The organism is Amycolatopsis sp. WGS_07, from assembly GCF_045278895.1.
GTDB lineage: Bacteria > Actinomycetota > Actinomycetes > Mycobacteriales > Pseudonocardiaceae > Amycolatopsis.
Genome location: NZ_CP136053.1, coordinates 7,402,075 through 7,421,552, shown reverse-complemented (window position 1 = coordinate 7,421,552; position 19,478 = coordinate 7,402,075). Strand labels below are relative to the sequence as shown.

Below are 19,478 nucleotides of genomic sequence, written 5' to 3'. Positions count from 1 at the left end.
TTGGTCACCGGTCCTTCGTGAAGACAGTCGAATCGCCGAACGGCGTCGCCCACTGGACGACCTCGCATCCGGTCACTTGGCGGTCGCCGGCCTGGCCGCGGATCTGGCGGACCGCCTCGGCCATGTGCCCCCAGCCGCACAGGTGCGCCTCGGACAGCAGGCCGCCCGCGGTGTTGACCGGCAGCTCTCCGCCGAGTTCGATACGGCCGTTCTGGAGCCATTCGAGGGCTTGGCCTTCGCCGGTGAAGCCGAACCGCTCCAGCACGAACACCACGTTGGGCGAGAAGGCGTCGTAGAGCTGCAGCGAGTCCACGTCGCCCGGCCCGGACAGCCCCGCCATCGCGTAGACCGGATGGTCCTCGACCCGGCGCTCGTCGCCTTGGGTGAACACGCCCAGCCCGGGCGGCGCGAAGATGAACTCGTCCCGGCCGGCGCGCAGGCCCTGCATTCCGGAGACGATCACCGCGGGCTGCCGCAGATCGCGCGCTCGCTCCACAGTGGTCACCAGCAGGCAGGCACCGCCGTCGCTGAGCAGTGCAGAAGTCCGGACGGCGCAAGGGTTCCACGATGTACGGCTGCGCGTCGTAATCCGCCTGTTCCAACGGCTTGGTCATCTGCGCGTTCGGGTTCAGCCGGGCATGACGGCGCATCGCCATCGGCACCGCGGAGATCAGCGCGGGGTCGACGCCATACCGCTCGCAGTACCGGCGGAACGCCATCGCCGCGCCCGCGCCGGGAGCGGTCATACCGTAGTGCGGCAGTTCCCCGTGCGAGCCGCCGCCTTGCCGCAGGCCTTCCGCGTCGCCCGCGCCGCCGACCATGCCCAGCCCGGAGAAAGACACTCCGGCCAGGCAAGCGGCCACTTCCGTGGTGCCGAGCGCCACGGCCTGGGCGGCGGCTTGCAGCGCCGGACCGACGAAGCGGCCGTGGCTCCAGGTCTGCACGGCGGCACGGATCCGCAGTCCGAACGCCTCCGCCATCCGGTCGTAATCGATCGACAGCGGATAGCCGACGTTCGTGAACAGCCCGTCCACGTCCCCGGCGCTAAGCCCGGCGTCGTCCAGTCCGAGCTGGAGCGCCTCGGCGGCCAGGTCGAGACCGCTGCGCGCGGATTTCCTGGACAGCTCGGTGATGCCGATCCCGACTATCGCCACCTGGCGTACCGGTCCTAGCGGCATGGTCTTTCCTTTCTCGAAACGTCAGAGAATCGCGTGCGCGTTGGCGGGGCTGCCGACCCCGCGCGGCAGCGGCAGCACCCCGGAGACCAGGAGGAACTCGTGGCTCCCCCGCTCCGCGCACGCCCGCGCGAGCCGGTCCAGCAGCCACAGCTCGCCCAGCGGCATGCCCTGCAAGGCGATCAGCCGCCGGTGCAGGAAGCCCTTGTCCCGGTCCACCGGGAAGACTTCGACGCCGACGTTGTCCATCGCGACCGCGGAGAATTCCCGGTCCCAGAGGTAGCCGGCCATGTCCTTCGCCGACTCCAGTCCGGGGCAGGCGAACCCGGTGCCGATCGTCCCGCGCATCGCGGCCCGGTCCCGCTCCGGCAGCTGCCGGTACCACTCCGTCCATCCGGTGCGGACCACGAGAATGTCCCCGGATTCGAAGACGGTTCCCTGCGCGTCGGCGACTTCGTCGAGCAGCGCGGCGGTGATCTCCGTCGGCTCGTCCGGTGCGAGCGGCGTGCCTCGCGCCGCCAGGTGGCCGGCGACGTCGAGCAGCACCCCTCGCCCGCCGAAGCCGTGTTCAGCCCACCGGTCGACGCCCAGTGCCTCGCTGGTCGCCAGGTCGGTCTCGCTGCGACCGCCCCAGTAGCCGTGCCGTCCGGCCTTGATGTGCCGCAGCCCGTCCCACTGCGAGGAACCCTGCAGGTAGAACCCGTCCAGCCGGTCGTCGTGCCCGGCCGCGGTGTCCTCCACGACGTGCCGGAACAGCTCGCGTTCGTCGAACAGCCCGGGGTCGGGCTCGTTCAACGGCAGGGTCAGCGAGATCATCCGCCCGCTGCGCACCGTCTTCGCCGCGGCGAGCCGCTGCCGCGGCCCGATCAGGTTGAGCGTGCCGATTTCGTCCGTGCGCCCCCACACGTCCCACGCGTGGTGCTCGTCGCGATCCGGCAGCGTCGGCAGGTCCGCGAACGCCGGGGTGCGCCGCCCGGTCATCCCGCTGCCTCCAGCATCTCGCGCAGTTTGAGCTTGCTGACCTTCCCGGTGTGCGTCTGCGGCACCGCGGCCGAATCCAGCACCACGACCCGGGCGGGCACCTTGTAGCTCGCGGCCCGGGACCGGACGTATTCCCGCAGCCGGTCCGCCAGTTCGGTTCCGTCGGCGCCGCTGCGCTCGTCCGCGACGACGACGCAGGCCATCTCCTGGTCGCCGTCCGGAGTGGACAGTCCGAAGACGTATGCCTGGTCGACCTCGGCGTGCTCGCCGAGGATGCCCTCGATCTCCACCGGCGCGACGTTGATGCCCTTGATCTTGAGCATTTCCTTCCAGCGGCCGCCGAACGACAGCCGTCCGTCCGCGTCGACCGACCCGAGGTCGCCGGTGCGGAACCAGCCGTCCGGGGAATGCGTGCCGCCGCTGACGTCCGATCCGCTGAGGTAGCCGTCGATGACGCAGCCCCGGATCTCGATCTCGCCGCTGACCCCGGGCGGGCACTCCGCACCGGACTTGTCCACGATGCGGATCTCCTGGGTCGGCAGCCGCCTGCCCTGGGTGTGCAGCTTGACTTCCGGCAGGTCGCTCGCGTCGGTCATGGTCACGAAGCCGTAGGACTCGGTCAGCCCGTAGGCGCTGCACGCCTCGGTGATGCCCAGCCCTTCGATGGCCAGGCGTTTGTCCTCGGCGTTGAACCCGACCGGTCCGGTGCGCAGCGAGGAGATGTCCCGGGTGCCGAAGCTCGGCGCGGCCAGCAGCGCCCGGACCGCCGTCGCGAGTCCATAAGAGACAGTGCACCGTTCGCGCTCGATGAAGGCCAGCGACGCGTCGCCGTCGACCTTCTCCTCGATGCACAAGGTCAACCCGTGGCTCAGTGCGACGGGCAGTGCGTTACAGGCCCCGTAGCCGAAAAACAACGGCATCGCGAACCACAGCCGGTCGCCCGGCCCGACGTGCATCCGCTCGCCCATCTCGTACCCGTTGCGCAGCAGCTTGCCGTGTTCCAGCGGAACCGCCTTCGGCAACGCCGTGCTGCCGCTGGTGTAAAGGATCATCGCGAGGTCGTCCGGTCCCGCACTGCGCTCCGGAGCCGGGGCGGGCTCGAGCCCGGACGGGAACGGCTCGGCGGACGGCCAGAACACCGCGCCCAGGTACCCCTCGGCGCGTGCTCCGTTCTCGAAGACCTCGCCGTGCCCGGCGGCGGTGAGTTCGGCGAGCATGTCCTTGCCGAACACCTGCTCTTCGGTGACCACCAGGCGCAGGTCAGCGGTGCCGACCAGATGCGCCAGCTCCGCCGACCGGTACCAGGTGTTGACCGGCACCGCGACCAGCCCGGCGCGCTGGGCGCCGAGCATCGTCGCCAGCCAGCGCAGCCCGTTCGGCAGCAGGATCCCCACCCGCTCCCCCGCCCGCAACCCCGCCGCGCGGAACGCGCCCGCCAGGTCGTCGCAGCGCCGGGCGAACTCGGCGAAGGTCAGCCGGCCCTCGGGCGCGACCACCGCCTCCTCGCCGGGAAACAGCTTCGCCAGCGCCGCCAGCGCGTCCGGGAAAGTCTCCGGGGAAACCACGTCGTTCCGCCTTTCGTTGTGGCTCGTCATCGGGCGTCCGGGTGCACGACCACGTCGGCGCGCAGCAGCGTTCCGGTGTCCGGGTCGGCGAACTCCACGAGTTCGACCCCCGGCCTCGGCTGGCACCACTGGCCGCGTTCGGCGAGCCGTTCGTGTGCCGGGCTTCGACGCACCGCCAAGCCGTCCTCCCGGGACCATTCCCGCCTGCCGGCGCGGATTCGTTCCCGTTCCCGGCTGGTCTCGGCGACGTCGGGATCGCCCGCCGCATCGAGCACGACTCCGTAGGAAACCCGCGCCGCGTCCGCCGTCACCGCGCCCGCGCGCACATCCGCCGCGACCAGCTCCGGCCCGCGTTCCAGAGGATCGCCGTAGCCGCCACCGCCGCCGACCCGCAGTACCACGACGTCGCCCGCACCCACCGAGAGCCCGAACTGCTTGCCCTGCAACGGTTTCGGGGCGGCAGCGAGGTCCTCGACACCACGCGGCACCTCGCCCCGGCCGAACGCCTCGTCCGCCCGCGCGCCGGTGACCAGCGCCGAACCGCTCGTGGAACCGGGATAGCCGCCGAAGACCCCGGACGGCGGAACCTGCCAGCAGGCCGCCATGACGTGCTCCTGGCCGCCCGGCGTGTACCACGGCGTGAACGCGAGGTCGATGCCCGCGCCGCCCCGGGTCCGGCCCGGTCCGCCGGAGTTCGGGTTGAGCTTGCGCCACAGGTACAGCACCGGATAGGCGAGTTCGTTGATCTCGATGTCCGGGATGCTGTTCTGCGGCTGGGCGAGCACGCCGCTGACGTCCATGCCGTCCGCGATCGCCTGCGCGCCCGCGCCGCTGCCGCCGCCGTTCATGTCCGGGAACGGCACGAGCCGGCCGGATTCGTCGGGAGCGTAGAAGAAACTGGCGCTCCACGAGTCCTGCCACGGAGCCGTCACGTGCTCGCGGACGAAGGCGTTCTCGCTGCCCGCCTGGAGATCGGCGAGCAGCCGCGTGACCACCTTCCCGATCCGGAAGCCGGTCTCGATGTGCCCGGCCCCCATCGGCGCGGGCTGGCGCGCGTCGCAGATCGTGCCCGGCTTCGTGACCACCTCGATCGGGCGCAGCGTGCCCTGGTTGATCGGCAGATCCGGCAGCAGGGTGATCAGCAGCGGCGACACGACCGCGCCCAGGGTGGTCGCCGCGCTGACGTTGATGAAGCCGTCGGTCTGCGGCGCGGACTCGGTCAGGTCGAACCGCAGTGCGTCCTCGCTGACGGTGAGCGTGCAGCGGATCGGGTACAGCTCGTCGGCGTGCCCGTTGTGCTCGGCGAATTCCTCCGCGGTGAACGTGCCCTTCGGCAGGTCCGCGATCCTGCGCCGGACTGCCTGCTCGGCCAGGTCCTTGGCGGCCTCGACGTACCGGCGGAAAGTGTCGGCGCCGTACTGCGCGACGAGCGCCTGCAGCCGTTCGTCGCAGCGGTGGCAGGCCGCGATGAAGCACCGGATGTCGTTGAGCACCAGCTCCGGCACCCGGATGTTGGTCTCGATGATCCGCCACACGTCCTCGACCGGACGCCCCTGGTCGACGATCTTCACCCCGGGCAGCCGCAGCGCTTCGCCGTAGACCTCGGTCGCCGTCGGGTCCATCCCGCCCGGAGCGGCGCCGCCGAAATCGTTGACGTGCGCCTCGGCCCAGCACCACGCCACCAGTTGCTCGCCGAAGAAGATCGGCCGGACCACGCCGACGTCGACGGCGTGCGCGTTGCCGGTGGTGAACGGGTCGTTGCAGAGGAACATGTCCCCCGGCCGGATCTGCTCGCGGGGATACGTCGCGAGGAGGTGCCGGACCGCCTGGCGGGCCGCGCCGAGGTACATCGTGATGTAGCCGGCGTAGCTGATGATGTCGCCCTCGGCGTCGGCGATGAAGGTGGAGAAGTCCACCGCCTCCGCGATCGCGGGACTGCCGGAGGCGCGCATCATCACCACGCCCATTTCCGCGGCGACGTTGTCCAGTGCCTTGGCGAGAATTTCGACGTCCACCGGGTCGAGCCCGGTCGCGGCGGCGGTCATGCGGTTTCCTCCCCGGTGGTCCGGTCGGTATCGGTCAGCAGGTAGTTGCCCCAGCCGTCCACGTTCAGCTCCCAGCCCTCGGGCAGCGAAACGGTGGTAAGCGAGTGTTCGATCAGCGCCGGGCCGGAAATCCTGGCCCCGGCGGCGATCCGTCGCGCGTCGTAGACGTCCACTTCGGACTCTCCGGCGCGCTGGATCCGCCTGCGGCCGACCGGTTCGACGACGACGTCGGTCAGTTCCTGCTTCGCTGGTTCGAAGAAGCCGACCCGGCCGGTCGCGGTGACCCGCACCGACATCAGCACCACCGGACTGCCCACCCAAGCCGTGCCCTCGCCGTACTCCCGCTCGTAACGCGCGGCGAAACCGTCCTGGATCGCGACCAGATCCGCTTCGCCGAAATCGACGCGGCGCGGGATCGGCACCCGCAGTTCCCATTGCTGGCCAAGGAACTTGAAGTCGCCCTCCCAGCGGACGTCGATCCGGTCGTCCGAATAGCCCGCGGCGTGCAACGCCCCGACCAATTCCGCGTCTAGCTCCTTCAACGCGGCATGCACCGCCTCGGCGCCGCCGCCTTGCCACATCACCGACCGCGCGCGGGTGCGCACGTCGTCGCTGGAAAGCAGCCCACGCGCGGAAAACACCGCGGCTTCGGCCGGGATCACGATCCGCCGGATGCCGACCGAACGAGCGATGTCCGCGGCGAACAGGCCGAGCGCGCCGCCGAAGGCCACCATCGCGAACCCGCGCGGGTCGTGTCCACGCTCCACCGTCACGGCGCGGACCGCGTTGCCCATGTCCGCGACCACCATCCGGTGCACCGCCGCCGCGGCCTGAACCGCGTCCACGTCCAGCGGTTTCCCGATCTCGCGGGCGAGGGCTTCACCGGCGCTGTCCGTGTCCAGCGCACGACGACCGTCCAGAAAGGACCCGGAATCCAGCAGCCCGAGCACCGCGGACGCGTCGGTCACCGTCGGCCGGGCGCCACCCTTGCCGTAGCAGATCGGCCCCGGCACGGCTCCCGCGCTGTGCGGCCCGACCTGCGGAACTCCGCGTGAGTCCAGCCACGCGATACTCCCGCCGCCGGTGCCGATCGGCAGCACGTCGATCTTGGACAGCGCGGTCAGGAACCGCTCCCCCAGCATCACCCGCCGGGTGACGTTCGGAGTCGCGTCGCGCAGCACCGAAACGTCGAACGACGTGCCGCCCATGTCCGCGGTGACGATGTCCTTGAGACCGAGCCGGTCGGCCAGCGCCCGCGCGCCGATCACGCCGCCCGCCGGGCCGGAGTCGATGAGCGTGATCGGCCGCTGCTGGGCTTCCGCCGCGCTCGACGTGCCGCCGAAGCCCTGCATGAACGCGACCGGTTCGCGCAGCCCGCGCGCCGCCAGCTCGCGCTCGATCCGCTCGGTGTACTCGGCGACCCGGATCCCGGTGAACGCGTTGAGCACCGTGGTCATCGTCCGCTCGTACTCCCGGATCACCGGGTGCAGCCGCGACGCGACGCTCAAGAACAGCTCCGGATGCTCGGCTTCGACGATCGAGGCGAGCAGTTCCTCGTGTTCCGGGTTCGCGAAGCCCCACAACAGGGACACCGCGATCGACTCGACGCCCGCGGCCACCAGCGCTTCCACGGCCTCGCGCGCCCGCCGCTCGGTCAGCGGAACGACGACCCGGCCCTTGCGGTCGATCCGTTCGGCCACCTCGACCACGTTCTCGCGGGCGACGATCTGCGGAAGGCTGAGCTGCTTGTGGTGATCGCGGTGCGCGTTGCGGGCCGAACGCGCGATCAGCAGGTTGTCGCCGAAGCCCTGCGTGGTGATCAGGCCGACTTTCGCGCCTCGCAACTCGGCGACCGCGTTGGTCACCACGGTCGTGCCGTTCACGAACCGCGTCGTCGCCGCGAGCAGTTCAGTCAGCGGAAGTCCGACGCGACCGGCGAGATTCTCCAGTGCGGCAAGCAATCCCGCGGCGAGGTCGTCCGGGACGGTGTCGGACTTGTCCGCATAGGACTGTCCGTCCGAGGCGAGCGCGACGACGTCGGTGAACGTACCGCCGATGTCGCACCCGATCTGAAACGTGACTTCGGAACGCAACGTCATTGTCCTTCCGTGGAACGGCTCCCGGCCTGCGAGCCAGATTAGACACGACATAGTGTCGAGTCAAGCAACAACTTGTCGATTCAGCCGAGGAGGGCGGCGAACTCCGCGGAATCAGTGCCGGAGAAGGGTTCTCGCACGGCTCGCAGGACCGTGTCGACCCCCGCGCCCAGCACCGGTTCCGCATAGAAGCGGAACTTCCCGGGCACGGACACCGGAACCTGCGCCCGGCTTTCCGCGGACACGACGCGTCCGTCGGCGAGCCGGACTGCCACTCGCGCGTCCCGGCGCGCCGGAAAAGCCGCGTCCGCAACAGGATCCACGGCAACCGAGATCCGCGCCGCCAGCTTCGCCAGCCGCGGATCGAGCGCTCCGGCATAGCGGTCCGGGCGGATCGCGCCGTCGGTCAACGCGGCCGCCACCGCGAACTGCAGGCTCATCTGCCGGGAAATCGTTGCCGCCAAGGCAGTTGCATTGTCACAGCCCGGATAGCGTGCCGCCACGCCGGACGTGTACACCGTGGCTTCGACGACCTGCTCGGGGTCGATTCCTTGTCCGGAAAGGACGATGGCCGCGTCGATCGGTTCCTGAGTCAACGCACACGACGGGTACGCCTTGAAAAACGTCTGCGAGATCGCCATCCGGTCCAGCCGGACGTCCGGCGGCCCGGCTTCGTCCCGTGCACCGCCGAATGCCCGGCGCAGGCCGAAAATCCCGTCCACCGCCGACGCCGCGCCGGTCGCGCCTTCCTGGGCGAGCAGCGCGGCGACGACGCCTGCCCGCGACGCTCCGGCATTCTGGAAGAACACCTCGGTGGTCCCGTCGTGCGCCCACTGGCACAGGCCCGCAGCGGAGCTGGCAGCAATCCCGAACGCGTGCGCGGCGACCGCTGGACTGAGCCCCAGCAAATGCGCAGCCGCAGCCGCGGCGCCAAAGGGACCGAAGACGCTGCTGGCCCGCCATCCGCGTACGCCGAACTCCTCGGTCAGCACTGCGGCCGAAACCTGCGCGATGGCCTCGTAGCCGAGGACGATCGCCCGCAGCAGCGCGGGCAACGGCGAGCGCAGCCGTTCCCCGATCGCCAGCGCCGCCGGAATCACCACCGTCCCGGGATGCACGCGGCTTTCCGCATGCGTGTCCTCGTGCAACAAGGCATGACAGGCAACGGAATTCGCGAACACCGCGTCGGTCAGCCCGGTGCGCCGTCCGCCGGTCGCCCAGACTGTCGCGTCGTCCCCGCTGCCCGAGATCGCCCTGGCCTGCCTGGCCCACGGCAGCTCGCGTCCACCGTAAGCGCAGGCCAACGCATCGAGGAGACAAGTACCGGCTTGGTCGATCAGCTCACCGGTGATCCGCGAGACTGCCGTGTCGAGTTGCTCAGCGAGATCGGTGAGCAACACGGCTCAAACCCCTTCGGGAGACCGCTCGACCGCCGGAGCCGGCTCCGAATCCCGCACCCGCCCGGTCGCACGCCGGACGAACAACGCGGCGATCAGGCTGAGCAGTGCGCCGAACATCAAAAACAGCGCGGGTGCACGGTTGTCGCCGGTGACTTGCACCAAAGTTTGGCTGACGTACAACGCCGGACCGCCCAGCAAGGTCGCCGCCAGCGCGAACCCGACGGCGAACACCGTGGCGCGGACGCGAGCGGGAAGCACCTCCACATAGGACGCCGGAGCCACCGCCGTGTACAGCGCGGGCAGCACGCCGAGCAGCACCGTCATGCCGATGGCCGCGCCCAGGCTTTTCGCTGAGGAGAGCCCGATGAACAACGGGTAGGCCAGCACGAAGGTGCCCGCGGACAGCCCGAGCAGCATCGGCCATCGGCCCCAGCGATCCGACAGCGGCCCGCCCAGCGCGACCAGCACCACCGCCACGGCGATGCTGACGACCGTGGCCAACGTGGCTTGCGACTGCGAGAAACCCAGGCGGATCAAGTACGTCTGCGCGTAGGTGAAAGCGAGATAGTAGCCGACCTGCTGGAACGCGGCGATGCCGAAGATCAGCACGATCAGCCGCCAGTGCGCGGTGAACGACTCCTTGACCGGCGAGGCGGGCACCTGCGTGCGGTTTTCCAGCGCCTGGAATTCCGGGGATTCGTCGAGCCGGGACCGGATGTAGAGCCCGACGAGCCCGAGCGGCAAGGCCAGCAGGAACGGAATCCGCCAGCCCCAGCTCGCCATCGCCGCGGGCGGCAGGAGGGCGCTCAGCAGCAGCACCGTCCCCGCGGCCAGCAGCAGGCTCGCCACGCTTCCGATCTGCACGCGGCTGGTCATCGCGCCGCGCTTGCCGCGCGGGGTGAACTCGGCGGCGTAAGTCATGGCCGTGCCGTACTCGCCGCCCGCGGCGAGCCCCTGCAGCAACCGGAACAGCACCAGCAGGATCGGCGCCCACACCCCGATCGACGCCACCGGCGGCAGCACGCCGATCGCGGCCGTGCTCCCCGCCATCAGAGCGACCGTCCCCACCAGCGCGGGCTTGCGCCCGATCCGGTCCGCGATCGAACCGAACAGCAGCGACCCCAACGGCCGCACCACGAACGCGACGCCGAACACCGCGAACGCCGACAGCAAAGCGACCCCCGGCTGTTGCGCGGGGAAGAAGAGCTTCGAAAGCACGACCGTCAGGAAGCCGTAGACCGCGTAATCGTAGGTCTCGACGGTGTTCCCGATGGCGGACGCGAAAACCACGCGGCGCATCAGCGCCGGAGACGGAGCGGCGACGCCAGGACTGGAGGACATAGGGGACGCTCCCGAGTCATCGTTGACAGGTGGGCGAAGACCGGCGTCTTCCCTGGCGACGCCTCGACACCGAGCGAGCCGGCCGCACAGGGCTGCGGCCGTACTCGCCTGACCTGCGCGTTCACCGTCGGCGCAGGCGTCCTCGAAGAATAAGGACGACACTGTGTCGAGTCAAGCATCAAGTTGTTGATCTAAATGCGGCTCAGTCGCGCTCCAGCCCGAGCGCGTCGACCCACAGCCCGGTCACCACGTCGAGCAGCTGGTCCCGTCCGATGACGAACACCTTCTGCACGATCGCGCGGAAACACACCTGGTCGAGCTGCACCATCAGCAGTTCGACCCGCAGCCGCCGCTCCTCGCGCCGCGCCGGCGGGAACTGCACGAGATACTCCTCGAGCCCGCCGGCCAGCTGGTCGATCTGGTCCTTCCACCGGGCCGCGACCTCCAGGTCGCTGGCCATCGCCTCGTGGATCGCGGGCAGCAGCGCCGCCTGGCTCTCCCACCAGGACAGCGCCCCGTCGAGCCAGGCGCGCACGCTCGCCGCCCGGCCCTCGGCGAGCGCCCGCCCGAGCAGCGACCAGTACTGCGCGCTCTGGTCCTCCCGTACCGCGCGGTAGACCTCGGTGAACACCTCGGCCTTGTTGGTGAAATGCAGGTAGAACGTGGCGCGGTTGACCTTCGCCGCCTTGGCGATGTCGCCGATCGACGCCTGTCCGTACCCCCGCTCCTCGAACACCTGCCGCGCCGCGGTGATGATCCGCTGCCGCGTCATCCTCCGCTGCTCCTCGCGTACCGAAAGCAGCTCCGTCGATTCATTCGACACGTTGTCGCCCACGCGCAGATGGTAACGCCGGGAGCTTTCCGGGAAGGTCCGCCGTCTCAGATGCGTGACTGGCGCACAGGACCGCCGCACTCGCGGCGACGATGACTCACAGCCGGGTCAGCAGCAAGAAGGCGCGATCCAGCGGGACGGCTGTCACCTGTTCTAGAGCGCGTACTCCGACGACGAGAACATTGGGTCTCAACGAACAGGAATTCCGTCAGCCACGTCCACATGCCTTGTCAGCCAGCCATTTTCACGGCGAACTGCGCGGTTCCGGTCGCGCTGTCGGCGACTTTCCGGCCGGGCGGACACTCTCCCGGCACGGAAGTTCGCGAAACCGCCTGCCGCCGCGGCGGAGCACTCGCCCTCACCGAACCCGGACTCGACCCCGACCAACTCCTCATCCTTCTGCACGAAAAAGGAGGCACCAGCCGCTGGCAACCCGTCTCCCCCACTCTCATGCACGCCCTCCTCGACCACTTCGTGTGGCCGGCGAGGTACCCCGGCACGGGCCTGGCACGGCATGTCGCCCATACCACCCGAACGGCCTGGCCTCCGGCTCATCGCGATCGGGGATTGCCCGCATATCCGACTTCATCGGACAGCACACCTGGTCGGCCAAGCCGTTCCGGTGATAGAAGATCAGGTATGCGAAGCACAGTTCATCCGGCCACCGAGCGGGACCTGCGATCCGTCGCCGGACTGCTGACCGCCGTACGTGGCGCGGCCGATTCCGGCGCTGCGCTGCTCGGCCATGTCGCCGCGCCCGCAGCTGACTTCGCCACCCAGCCATGGCGAATCGGAGACCTGGCCAACGACTGGGTGTGTGCCCCCGGCACCGGTAGTGCCGGAGTGGTGCTTTACCTGCACGGCCGGCGGTTCCAGTACGACGAGCCCGCCGAGGTGTTCGCGGCGCCGCTGTCCGCCGCGACCGGCCTTCCGGTGCTGCTGACGCACTACCGGCTGGCCCCGCGACACCCGTACCCAGCGGCGCTGGATGACGTGGTCGCCGCCTACCGCGCCTTGCTTGCGCAGGGCTTTTCGCCGCACGAGATCGTGATCGTCGGTCACTCGGCGGGCGCCACCCTGGCGTTGTCCGCCTTGCTGCGCCTGCGCGAGTCCGGTGATCCCATGCCGGCGTGCGCGGTCGCGTTGTCCCCGATCACCGACTTCACTCTCACCAGCACAACACTGACCAGCAACGCCGACACCGACGTCATCACCAGGGACGAGACCCGCCAAGTTCGCGGCACCTATCTCGCCGACGCCGACCCGGCGGGTGCTCCGCAGTCACCGCTGCACGGCGCCGCCGAGGGGCTGCCGCCGCTCCTGATCGGCTGCGGCGACGCGGAGGTGTTCCGCGAGGACGCGACCCGCTTCGCGGAGAAGGCCGACGCGGCGGGAGTCGATGTCACCCTCGAGATCTACCAGGGGATGCCGCATGGATTCCCCCTGCTGCCCACCGATTCCGGCGCCGACCTGCTGCGGCGTGTGCGTGGATTCGTCACGGAATGGCTGGGCGGCGGCACGCCCGACGCAGTGGCACAGCCGCTGACCATCCGGCGGCTCGGCTGGGCGTCTTATGAGATCACCACCGAACGCGGCACGCGGCTGGTGATCGATCCGTACTTGGCCGGCAGCGAAGGGTTCCACACCGGGCTCCCGGAAAGCCCGATACGGCCCGCGGAGCTGGCCGGGGCGGACATCGTCGCGGTCACGCACGCCGGCTACGACCATCGCGGCCAGGCACTGGAGATCGCGCACGCCGGAGAAGCGATCCTGGTCAGCGGCACGGCGACCTATCAGGCCGCCCTGAAGGCGGGCATCCCGGCCGAAAGGCTCGCGCCCACCGTCTCCGGGGTGGAATTTCGCTTCCGCGACATCACCATCAAGGCGTTGCCCGCCCAGCATGAATCAACCATGCGCATCGACGGGCAGATCGTGGCCGACCAGCCCCAGAGCTTCCTGGTCACCACGGACGGCGGCAGCAAAATCCTCTGCGGAGGCGACTTCTCACTGTCGGAGCAGGTCCGCACCTGGGGCGACGTCTACCGGCCGGAGATCGCGGTTCTCGGCATCGGCGGCATCCGGGTCGGCGCGGTGCGGGTCACCGAACTTCCACCCGCGGAGGCAGCGATCGCGGCCCGCTGGCTCGGCGTGTCCACCGTGATCCCCGTGCACTACACACCAGGGGATCCGGCCCCGGCGCAACTTGCCGCCGAACTCGGCGATACCGCGCGAGTAGCCGTGCTCGAATTCGGCGAAACCTGGACAGCGCCGGCTAGTCTCACGCGCGCTTCATGAACGAAGCCGAAGTGAAGCCGCCCGTGAGAAAATGAAGTCAGCCGTGAGATCCTGCAAGGGCAGCGCGCTGAACCAGCCCGGCTCGGTGAACCGGATCTTCGCCCGCGACTACCACGAGGTCACCAGCATCGCGGACCCCGGCAGGACGGCGTCGGTGATGATCTGCGGACGCTGGATTCAGGACGAGGACAACAAGTCACCTGGACCTGCCCACCGGCTGCTGCGTCCCGGTGCAGCGCGATCCTGTCGAGCAGGAGCGGCTCCGTGCCCGGATGTACCGGATCAACCCGCAGCACGCCGCGGCCTAGCTGTTCGTTCGGCCGACGGGCCGTTGCGGGGCGGTCGTGGTGCGTCTCGCAACGTCGCCGAAGGCAGGGGGCCGAGGGCGACCGTTGCTGCGCGCTGGGAGCGTTCGTCGAGCTGGGTGAGTTTGTCCTCGGCAGCGGGGCGGCTCCTTTCGAGACCCGGTTTCCCTTGTGGGTCAAGGACTGCGCTCAGGATCCATCCTCCCCCGCCGACCGGGCCAGTGCCTGTCCCACCAGCTCGTTGAGCACCCGCGTCGGCTGGTGGCCGGGCAGGTCGGGCAGCGGGACCGGCCGGTGGTCCGGCCATTCGGCGGCCAGCGTCGCCGGGCCGGGTACCGGGCCGAGGGCGGACAGCAGGGCGGGCAGGGCCGGGTAGAAGTCCGTCCGGCCGGCTGATCGCAGCGACCAGCCAGCCGGTCCGGCGGTTACGCGGACGCCGGGCCGCAGCGTCGACAGCCGGGCCGCGACGACGGTGCGGGCGTAGCTTCCGGACAGCACGCCGGTGAGCCAGTCCGTCCGGGTGACGCCGCAGCTGCCGCACATCAGGGCATCACGTCGCCGCTGTTCGGGCCCAGCACCTGCCCGACATAGAGATTGCCGCCGGGGTCGGAGGCGAGCAGGACGGCGGTCGGTGCGATTTCGTCGACGGTGCCGAAGCGGCCCAGCGGCAGTTCGGCCGCCTTCGCCGACCGCCAGTCGTCGCTGATCCCGGCCAGCAGCGGCGTTTCCACCGGGCCGGGCGCGATGGCGTTGACCAGGACGCCTCGGCTCGCTGCTTCCAGGGCGATCGACTTGGTCATCGCGATCACCCCGGCTTTCGCGGCGGCGTAGTGCGCGAGACCGACGCCGCCCTTGATGCCCAGTTGCGAGGCGACGTTGACGATCCGGCCGTCGCCGCGTTCGAGCATCGGGCCCAGCACTGCCCGGTTGAGCAGGAAGACGCTGGTCAGGTCGATGTCGATGGTCTGTTGCCAGGTCGCGAGCGGCATGGTGTCGGCAGGGGCTTCGGTCAGCAGTCCGTGCGAGGTGACCAGGACGTCGATCCGGCCGAGCAGGCGGGTCGCTTCGGCGACGCCGTCCGCGACTGCTTGTTCGTCGGACGCGTCCATGACCACGGCGCCGGTCGCGCCGAGTTCTGCCGCTCGTTCGGTGACCCGCGGCTGGACGTCGGCCAGCACGACGGCCGCGCCGGCGGCGAAGAAGTGCTCGGCGATCGCGCGGCCGATGCCGCTCGCCGCGCCGGTGACCAAGGCGGTCCGGCCGGCGAGCGGACGGGAGTCGGTCATGGGCGGGTTCCTTCCGGTTTCGGTGGTGTGCAAGCGATTCTCAATCCCGCATCGCGACGGTGAGCGCGCCGTCCACGGTGATCGCCTGGCCGCTGACGTAGGAGGCCGCCTCGGAGCTGAGGAAGTCGATCACGCTGGCGATCTCCTCCGGTTTGCCGACCCGGCCCCACGGGATCGTGGCTCCGGCGCGTCGGAGTCCCTCGGGGCCGAGCGAGTTGGCTGCGTCCAAGGACTGCGGCGTCTCGATCAGGCCGGGGACGATCGCGTTCGCCCGGATGCCGCGCGGGCCGAGTTCGACCGCGAGGCTGCGGATCAAGCCCAGCACGCCTGCCTTCGCGGTGGCGTAGTGCGCGTGCTCCGCCCAGCCGTACACGCCGCCCGCGATGGAGGAAATGGCGACGATCGAGCCGCCCGTCGGCAGGTGCGGGGTCGCCGCCCGGGCCAGCCGCATCACGCCGTGGAGGTCGACTTGCAGGACTTCGTCCCACTGGTCGTCCGTCATCCCGTCGAAGGCGGCGCGGCGAAGGATTCCGGCGTTGGCGATCACGTGGTCGACCCGTCCGAACGCCTCCAGGGCCGCGGCGACGAAGGCTTGCGCCGACGCGGTCTTGCTGACGTCCAAGTCGACGATCAGCCCGGTGCCGCCCGCCTGCTTCACCCCGGCGAGCGTCTCCTCCGGATCGTGCGGGTCGCCGGGGAAACTGCCGATCACGACCCGGTCGCCCCGCGCCGCCAGCCGGATCGCGGCGGCCCGGCCGATGCCGGACGCCGCGCCGCTGATCGCCGAAACCGCTGTCATGCCGCCTCCGCTTTCGTTCCGGCCGGGCGCGCCGCGGCCCCGGCGTCCGCGGTCACTGTCTTGGTGCCCAGCATGATCAGGCCGGACGCGAACGTCCCGAGCGCGCCGACCAGCAGGGCGGCCGTGGAGAACGACATCGCGTCCGCGACCAGGCCGGTCAGGATCAGGCCGCCGACGATCGCGCCGGGCTGGCTCATCGCGCCGATGAAGGTGCTGCCGGTGGCGCGGCAATCGGTGTCGTAGCACTCGGCCTGGAAGAACATGATCGCCGCGTACGGGCCGAGCAGGAAGAACAGCCCCAGCATGTACGTGACCAGCACGTAGGCCGGGTTCTCCGGGCCCACCAGCATCGCGGCGAAGAAGACACCCGCCAGCAGCCAGCCGGTCACGATCACCTTCTTGCGGCCGAACCGGTCGCCCAGCCAGCCGTGCGTCAGGTATCCGAGGGCACCGACCAGATTCGACACCACGACCAGCACCAGCGCGTTGCCCGCCGAGATGTGCTTGCCGGACTCCAGCACGGTGGTGCCGAGCACCGAGAAGGTCTGGATGCCGAACCAGTTCACCAGCCAGGCCAGCGACAGCATGATCGTGTTGCGCAGGTGCTTGCCGGTGAAGATCCGCTTGAACGGCGCCGCGTGCTGCTCCTCCAGCCCGACCCGCGCCGCGAACGCCGCCGCCTCGTCGCCGCGGCCGTCCTTGCGCAGCCGCCGCAGCGTCTGCTGGGCCACGAACTGCGGGCTTTCCTTCAGCCGCAGGCACAGCAGCGCCACCACGAACGCCGGGATCGTGGCCAGCAGGAACGCGATCCGCCAACTGCCGGGGCCGAAGACCGCGGTGATCAGGCCGACGAACGCGGCCGCCAGCAGCGCGCCCAGCGGCCAGCCGGTCTGCACGATCGAATAGACGAAACCCTGATGCCGCTTGATCTTGCGGTCCTCGGTCAGCGCGTACAGCTCGTTGAGGTAGGTCGCGTTCACCGACTGCTCGGCGAGCCCGAGACCGCTGATCCCGCGGACGCCGACCAGGCTCGCGGCACCCGCGGTCGCGGCCGTCGCGGCGGAGGACAACGCGGTGCCGCCCACCGAAATGATCATGCCCTTCCGCCGGCCGAGCCGGTCGACCAGCGGGCCGACCGCCAGCACCACGACGAAGGTGCCGACGCTGACCAAAGTGGACACCAGCAGCGCGAAACTCGCGTCCCAGTGGAAGCTGTCGGAGATCCGGGGCAGCAGCGTGCCGAACATGATGAAGTCGTAGACCGCGACGGCCCAGGCGAAAAAGGCGATCTTGGTCGCCCGTCTGGTCTCCTTGACCGAGACGGCGGGCAGCCCGCTCCCGGGTGCTGGGGTGGTCATCTGGGTGCTCCTGTCGTGAGCCGGGTCAGGCGGTGCGCGGGAAGCGCGCCTGGAAGTCCTGCGCGATCTGGTCGAAGGTCGCCCAGCGGACGCCCTCGTGCCCGTTGATGTGCTCGATCAGGCGCTCCAGCATCAGCAGCACCTGCGGGCGGCCGGACACGTCCGGGTGCACGGTGAAGGTGAAGACCGCGTAGTCGAGTTCGCGGTAGACCCAGTCGAACTGGTCGCGCCAGATCTCCTCGAGGTGGCGCGGGTTGACGAAGCCGTGGCTGTTCGGGCTGGACTTGACGAACATCATCGGCGGCAGGTCGTCGAGGTACCAGCTGGCCGGGATCTCGACCAGATCGGTCTCGGCGCCGCGGACGAGCGGCTTCATCCAGGTCGAGGCGGGCTTGTCGTAGTCGATCTTGCTCCAGGAATCGCCGACCCGGACGTAGTACGGCGTGAAGTCGCGGTGCATCAGCGAGTGGTCGTAGCGGATCTTCCGTTCGACCAGCAGCTCGTTGGTGACCGGCGAGAACTCCCACCACGGCGCGACGTACCCGGTGGGCCGCGTCCCGGTGCGCCCCTGGATCAGCTCCAGGCAGTAGTCGAGGATCTCCGACTCCTGCGCGCGGGTCATCGCGATCGGGTTCTCGTGGCTGTAGCCGTGCAGGCCGATCTCGTGGCCCGCGGCGACCACCTGCTCGAACTGCTCGGGGAAGGTTTCGATCGAGTGGCCGGGCCAGAACCAGGTCGCGGGAAGGCCGTAGCGGTCCAGCAGCCGGTTCAGCCGCGGCACGCCGACCTCGCCGGCGAAGATGCCGCGCGAGATGTCGCCCGGCGAGTCCTCGCCGCCGTACGACCCGAGCCAGCCGCCGACGGCGTCCACGTCGATGCCGAAGGCGACGAAAATTTCCTTGGCCATGCTCAGATTCCTTTCTCACGGTTTGCGCACTGCCGCAGCCGGTCGGCGGCGACGTCGGCGGGAAAACGGGACAGCAGCAGCGCGAGCAGGATCCGCGTCTGCGGGAACGGGAGCGCGGTCGCCGGGACGGCCCCGGCGCGGATCGCGTCGACCGCGCCGCCGCTGCCGTAAATGGCCGCGCCCGGCCCGAACGGGACGCGGCTGGAGAGGGCCACGACGATTCCGGCGTCGACGGCCGCGCGCAGCGACCGCAGGTAGCCGCGATTGAGGTTCCCGGAACCGGTTCCGGCCAGCACGATCCCGGGCACTCGCTGCTCGGCGAGGTGGTCGAGCAGCTCCGGCGTCGCGCCGGGCGACAGGGTGAGCGTTTCGACGCGGAGCGCGCCGAACCCGGGGCCGGGCAACGGAAGCGGTCCAGGACGGACCGGCCGGGCGGTGAGCAGCGGGCCGTCGTCGAGCACCTGCCCGATCGGTCCGCCGGACTGGGCGGCGAACGGCTGCGGCAGCAGGGTGTGCGCCTTGCGCAGGCCGCGGGCGGCGAAGAGCTGGCCGGCGAACGCGACCAGCACGCCGAGCCCGCGGGCCGCCGGGGCGGCTGCGACGCCGATCGCCTGCCGCAGGTTCCGCGGCCCGTCGGCGCCGTCCCGGTCGGCCGGGATCTGCGCGCCGGTGAGCACGACCGGCCGGTCGTCGGCGTGGACCAGGTCGAGCAGGAACGCCGTCTCTTCGATCGTGTCGGTGCCGTGGGTGAGGACGATCCCGTCCACCTCGGGACGGGCCAGCTGGGCGTGCACCGCTTCGGCGATCGAGGCCAGGTTCCCCAGGGTCAGGTTGAACGAGTTCTCCCGCAGCACGTCGACCGGCTCGACGGTGACCGCGGCGTCCGGGCCGGCCGCTTCGAGCAGCGCACGGGCCCCGTCGGCGGCGACCGAGGCCCCGCCGGAGCCCGTGCGGGAGGCGATCGTGCCTCCGGTGGCCAAGACCACGATGTGCGTCATGGGCGTTGAGTCTGAGCTACACAAACGTTTGAGTCAATCGTTTGTGTCAATCGATTGTGGCGAGGTGCGCGCGGGCCGGGCATACTGAAGCCCGA

Annotated in this window: 16 protein-coding genes; 2 read left to right on the top strand and 14 right to left on the bottom strand. The window is 70.2% G+C overall.

All coding sequences use genetic code 11. The features are described 5' to 3' along the window. Positions 1-4: 4 nt before the first annotated feature. Positions 5-505, bottom strand: a complete 501-nt coding sequence (locus tag RPX00_RS34870; RefSeq protein WP_406631792.1) for a thiolase C-terminal domain-containing protein — start codon at positions 503-505, stop codon at positions 5-7. Between the two features lie 262 nt (positions 506-767). Between RPX00_RS34870 and RPX00_RS34865 the strand changes: the two genes are divergently transcribed. Beyond that, a complete protein-coding gene (locus RPX00_RS34865) occupies positions 768-1,172 on the top strand; it encodes a hypothetical protein (RefSeq protein ID WP_406631790.1) in 405 nt (134 codons plus the stop codon). 27 nt (positions 1,173-1,199) lie between these two features. Here RPX00_RS34865 and RPX00_RS34860 read toward each other — a convergent pair whose 3' ends face one another. From RPX00_RS34860 to RPX00_RS34830, 7 genes are all read right to left on the bottom strand, one after another. Continuing rightward, complete coding sequence (locus tag RPX00_RS34860) at positions 1,200-2,156, bottom strand: cyclase family protein (protein ID WP_406631788.1); 957 nt, start codon at positions 2,154-2,156, stop codon at positions 1,200-1,202. Further along, complete coding sequence (locus tag RPX00_RS34855; protein ID WP_406631786.1) at positions 2,153-3,751, bottom strand: class I adenylate-forming enzyme family protein; 1,599 nt, start codon at positions 3,749-3,751, stop codon at positions 2,153-2,155. Before RPX00_RS34855 ends, RPX00_RS34860 begins: the two co-directional genes overlap by 4 nt. Beyond that, positions 3,748-5,766, bottom strand: coding sequence for a hydantoinase B/oxoprolinase family protein (locus tag RPX00_RS34850; RefSeq protein WP_406631784.1), 2,019 nt, complete (start codon positions 5,764-5,766; stop codon positions 3,748-3,750). The genes RPX00_RS34855 and RPX00_RS34850 overlap by 4 nt, the downstream gene beginning before the upstream one ends. After that, positions 5,763-7,865, bottom strand: coding sequence for a hydantoinase/oxoprolinase family protein (locus RPX00_RS34845; protein ID WP_406631783.1), 2,103 nt, complete (start codon positions 7,863-7,865; stop codon positions 5,763-5,765). The genes RPX00_RS34850 and RPX00_RS34845 overlap by 4 nt, the downstream gene beginning before the upstream one ends. A gap of 80 nt (positions 7,866-7,945) precedes the next feature. Then, positions 7,946-9,262 carry an MmgE/PrpD family protein gene (locus RPX00_RS34840; protein WP_406631781.1) on the bottom strand — a complete coding sequence of 439 codons (1,317 nt, stop codon included), beginning with the start codon at positions 9,260-9,262 and terminating at the stop codon, positions 7,946-7,948. 3 nt (positions 9,263-9,265) lie between these two features. After that, positions 9,266-10,603, bottom strand: coding sequence for an MFS transporter (locus RPX00_RS34835; protein WP_406631779.1), 1,338 nt, complete (start codon positions 10,601-10,603; stop codon positions 9,266-9,268). 202 nt (positions 10,604-10,805) lie between these two features. After that, entirely contained in the window at positions 10,806-11,438 is a 633-nt protein-coding gene (locus RPX00_RS34830; RefSeq protein WP_406631777.1) for a TetR/AcrR family transcriptional regulator, read from the bottom strand. A gap of 636 nt (positions 11,439-12,074) precedes the next feature. On the opposite strand from RPX00_RS34830, the gene RPX00_RS34825 reads away from it, so the two are divergent. Continuing rightward, positions 12,075-13,730, top strand: a complete 1,656-nt coding sequence (locus RPX00_RS34825; protein WP_406631775.1) for an alpha/beta hydrolase fold domain-containing protein — start codon at positions 12,075-12,077, stop codon at positions 13,728-13,730. Between the two features lie 494 nt (positions 13,731-14,224). Here the strand turns inward: RPX00_RS34825 and RPX00_RS34820 are convergent, their stop codons facing one another. Genes RPX00_RS34820 through RPX00_RS34795 form a run of 6 tightly spaced genes read right to left on the bottom strand, consistent with a single transcriptional unit; the run spans position 14,225 to position 19,383 of the window. Then, the gene (locus RPX00_RS34820; RefSeq protein ID WP_406631773.1) at positions 14,225-14,578 is read right to left on the bottom strand and encodes a hypothetical protein; all 354 of its coding nucleotides are present in this window, start codon (positions 14,576-14,578) and stop codon (positions 14,225-14,227) included. Further along, positions 14,578-15,321 (bottom strand): SDR family NAD(P)-dependent oxidoreductase, encoded by a 744-nt coding sequence (locus tag RPX00_RS34815; protein WP_406631772.1) that lies wholly within the window; start codon positions 15,319-15,321, stop codon positions 14,578-14,580. Before RPX00_RS34815 ends, RPX00_RS34820 begins: the two co-directional genes overlap by 1 nt. Positions 15,322-15,361: 40 nt before the next feature. Next, entirely contained in the window at positions 15,362-16,120 is a 759-nt protein-coding gene (locus RPX00_RS34810) for an SDR family NAD(P)-dependent oxidoreductase (protein ID WP_406631770.1), read from the bottom strand. Next, complete coding sequence (locus tag RPX00_RS34805; protein WP_406631768.1) at positions 16,117-17,478, bottom strand: MFS transporter; 1,362 nt, start codon at positions 17,476-17,478, stop codon at positions 16,117-16,119. Before RPX00_RS34805 ends, RPX00_RS34810 begins: the two co-directional genes overlap by 4 nt. Positions 17,479-17,503: 25 nt before the next feature. Beyond that, entirely contained in the window at positions 17,504-18,385 is an 882-nt protein-coding gene (locus RPX00_RS34800) for a polysaccharide deacetylase family protein (protein ID WP_406631766.1), read from the bottom strand. Between the two features lie 2 nt (positions 18,386-18,387). Beyond that, the gene (locus tag RPX00_RS34795) at positions 18,388-19,383 is read right to left on the bottom strand and encodes an asparaginase (RefSeq protein WP_406631765.1); all 996 of its coding nucleotides are present in this window, start codon (positions 19,381-19,383) and stop codon (positions 18,388-18,390) included. Between the last annotated feature and the right edge of the window lie 95 nt (positions 19,384-19,478).

Bases quoted from the DNA above. Each gene is read 5' to 3' on its own strand.
- RPX00_RS34835 (WP_406631779.1), bottom strand. From the start codon at position 10,603: ATGTCCTCCAGTCCTGGCGTCGCCGCTCCGTCTCCGGCGCTGATGCGC.
- RPX00_RS34815 (WP_406631772.1), bottom strand. From the start codon at position 15,321: ATGACCGACTCCCGTCCGCTCGCCGGCCGGACCGCCTTGGTCACCGGC.
- RPX00_RS34850 (WP_406631784.1), bottom strand. From the start codon at position 5,766: ATGACCGCCGCCGCGACCGGGCTCGACCCGGTGGACGTCGAAATTCTC.
- RPX00_RS34855 (WP_406631786.1), bottom strand. From the start codon at position 3,751: ATGACGAGCCACAACGAAAGGCGGAACGACGTGGTTTCCCCGGAGACT.
- RPX00_RS34860 (WP_406631788.1), bottom strand. From the start codon at position 2,156: ATGACCGGGCGGCGCACCCCGGCGTTCGCGGACCTGCCGACGCTGCCG.
- RPX00_RS34810 (WP_406631770.1), bottom strand. From the start codon at position 16,120: ATGACAGCGGTTTCGGCGATCAGCGGCGCGGCGTCCGGCATCGGCCGG.
- RPX00_RS34805 (WP_406631768.1), bottom strand. From the start codon at position 17,478: ATGACCACCCCAGCACCCGGGAGCGGGCTGCCCGCCGTCTCGGTCAAG.
- RPX00_RS34845 (WP_406631783.1), bottom strand. From the start codon at position 7,865: ATGACGTTGCGTTCCGAAGTCACGTTTCAGATCGGGTGCGACATCGGC.
- RPX00_RS34800 (WP_406631766.1), bottom strand. From the start codon at position 18,385: ATGGCCAAGGAAATTTTCGTCGCCTTCGGCATCGACGTGGACGCCGTC.
- RPX00_RS34820 (WP_406631773.1), bottom strand. From the start codon at position 14,578: ATGTGCGGCAGCTGCGGCGTCACCCGGACGGACTGGCTCACCGGCGTG.
- RPX00_RS34825 (WP_406631775.1), top strand. From the start codon at position 12,075: ATGCGAAGCACAGTTCATCCGGCCACCGAGCGGGACCTGCGATCCGTC.
- RPX00_RS34795 (WP_406631765.1), bottom strand. From the start codon at position 19,383: ATGACGCACATCGTGGTCTTGGCCACCGGAGGCACGATCGCCTCCCGC.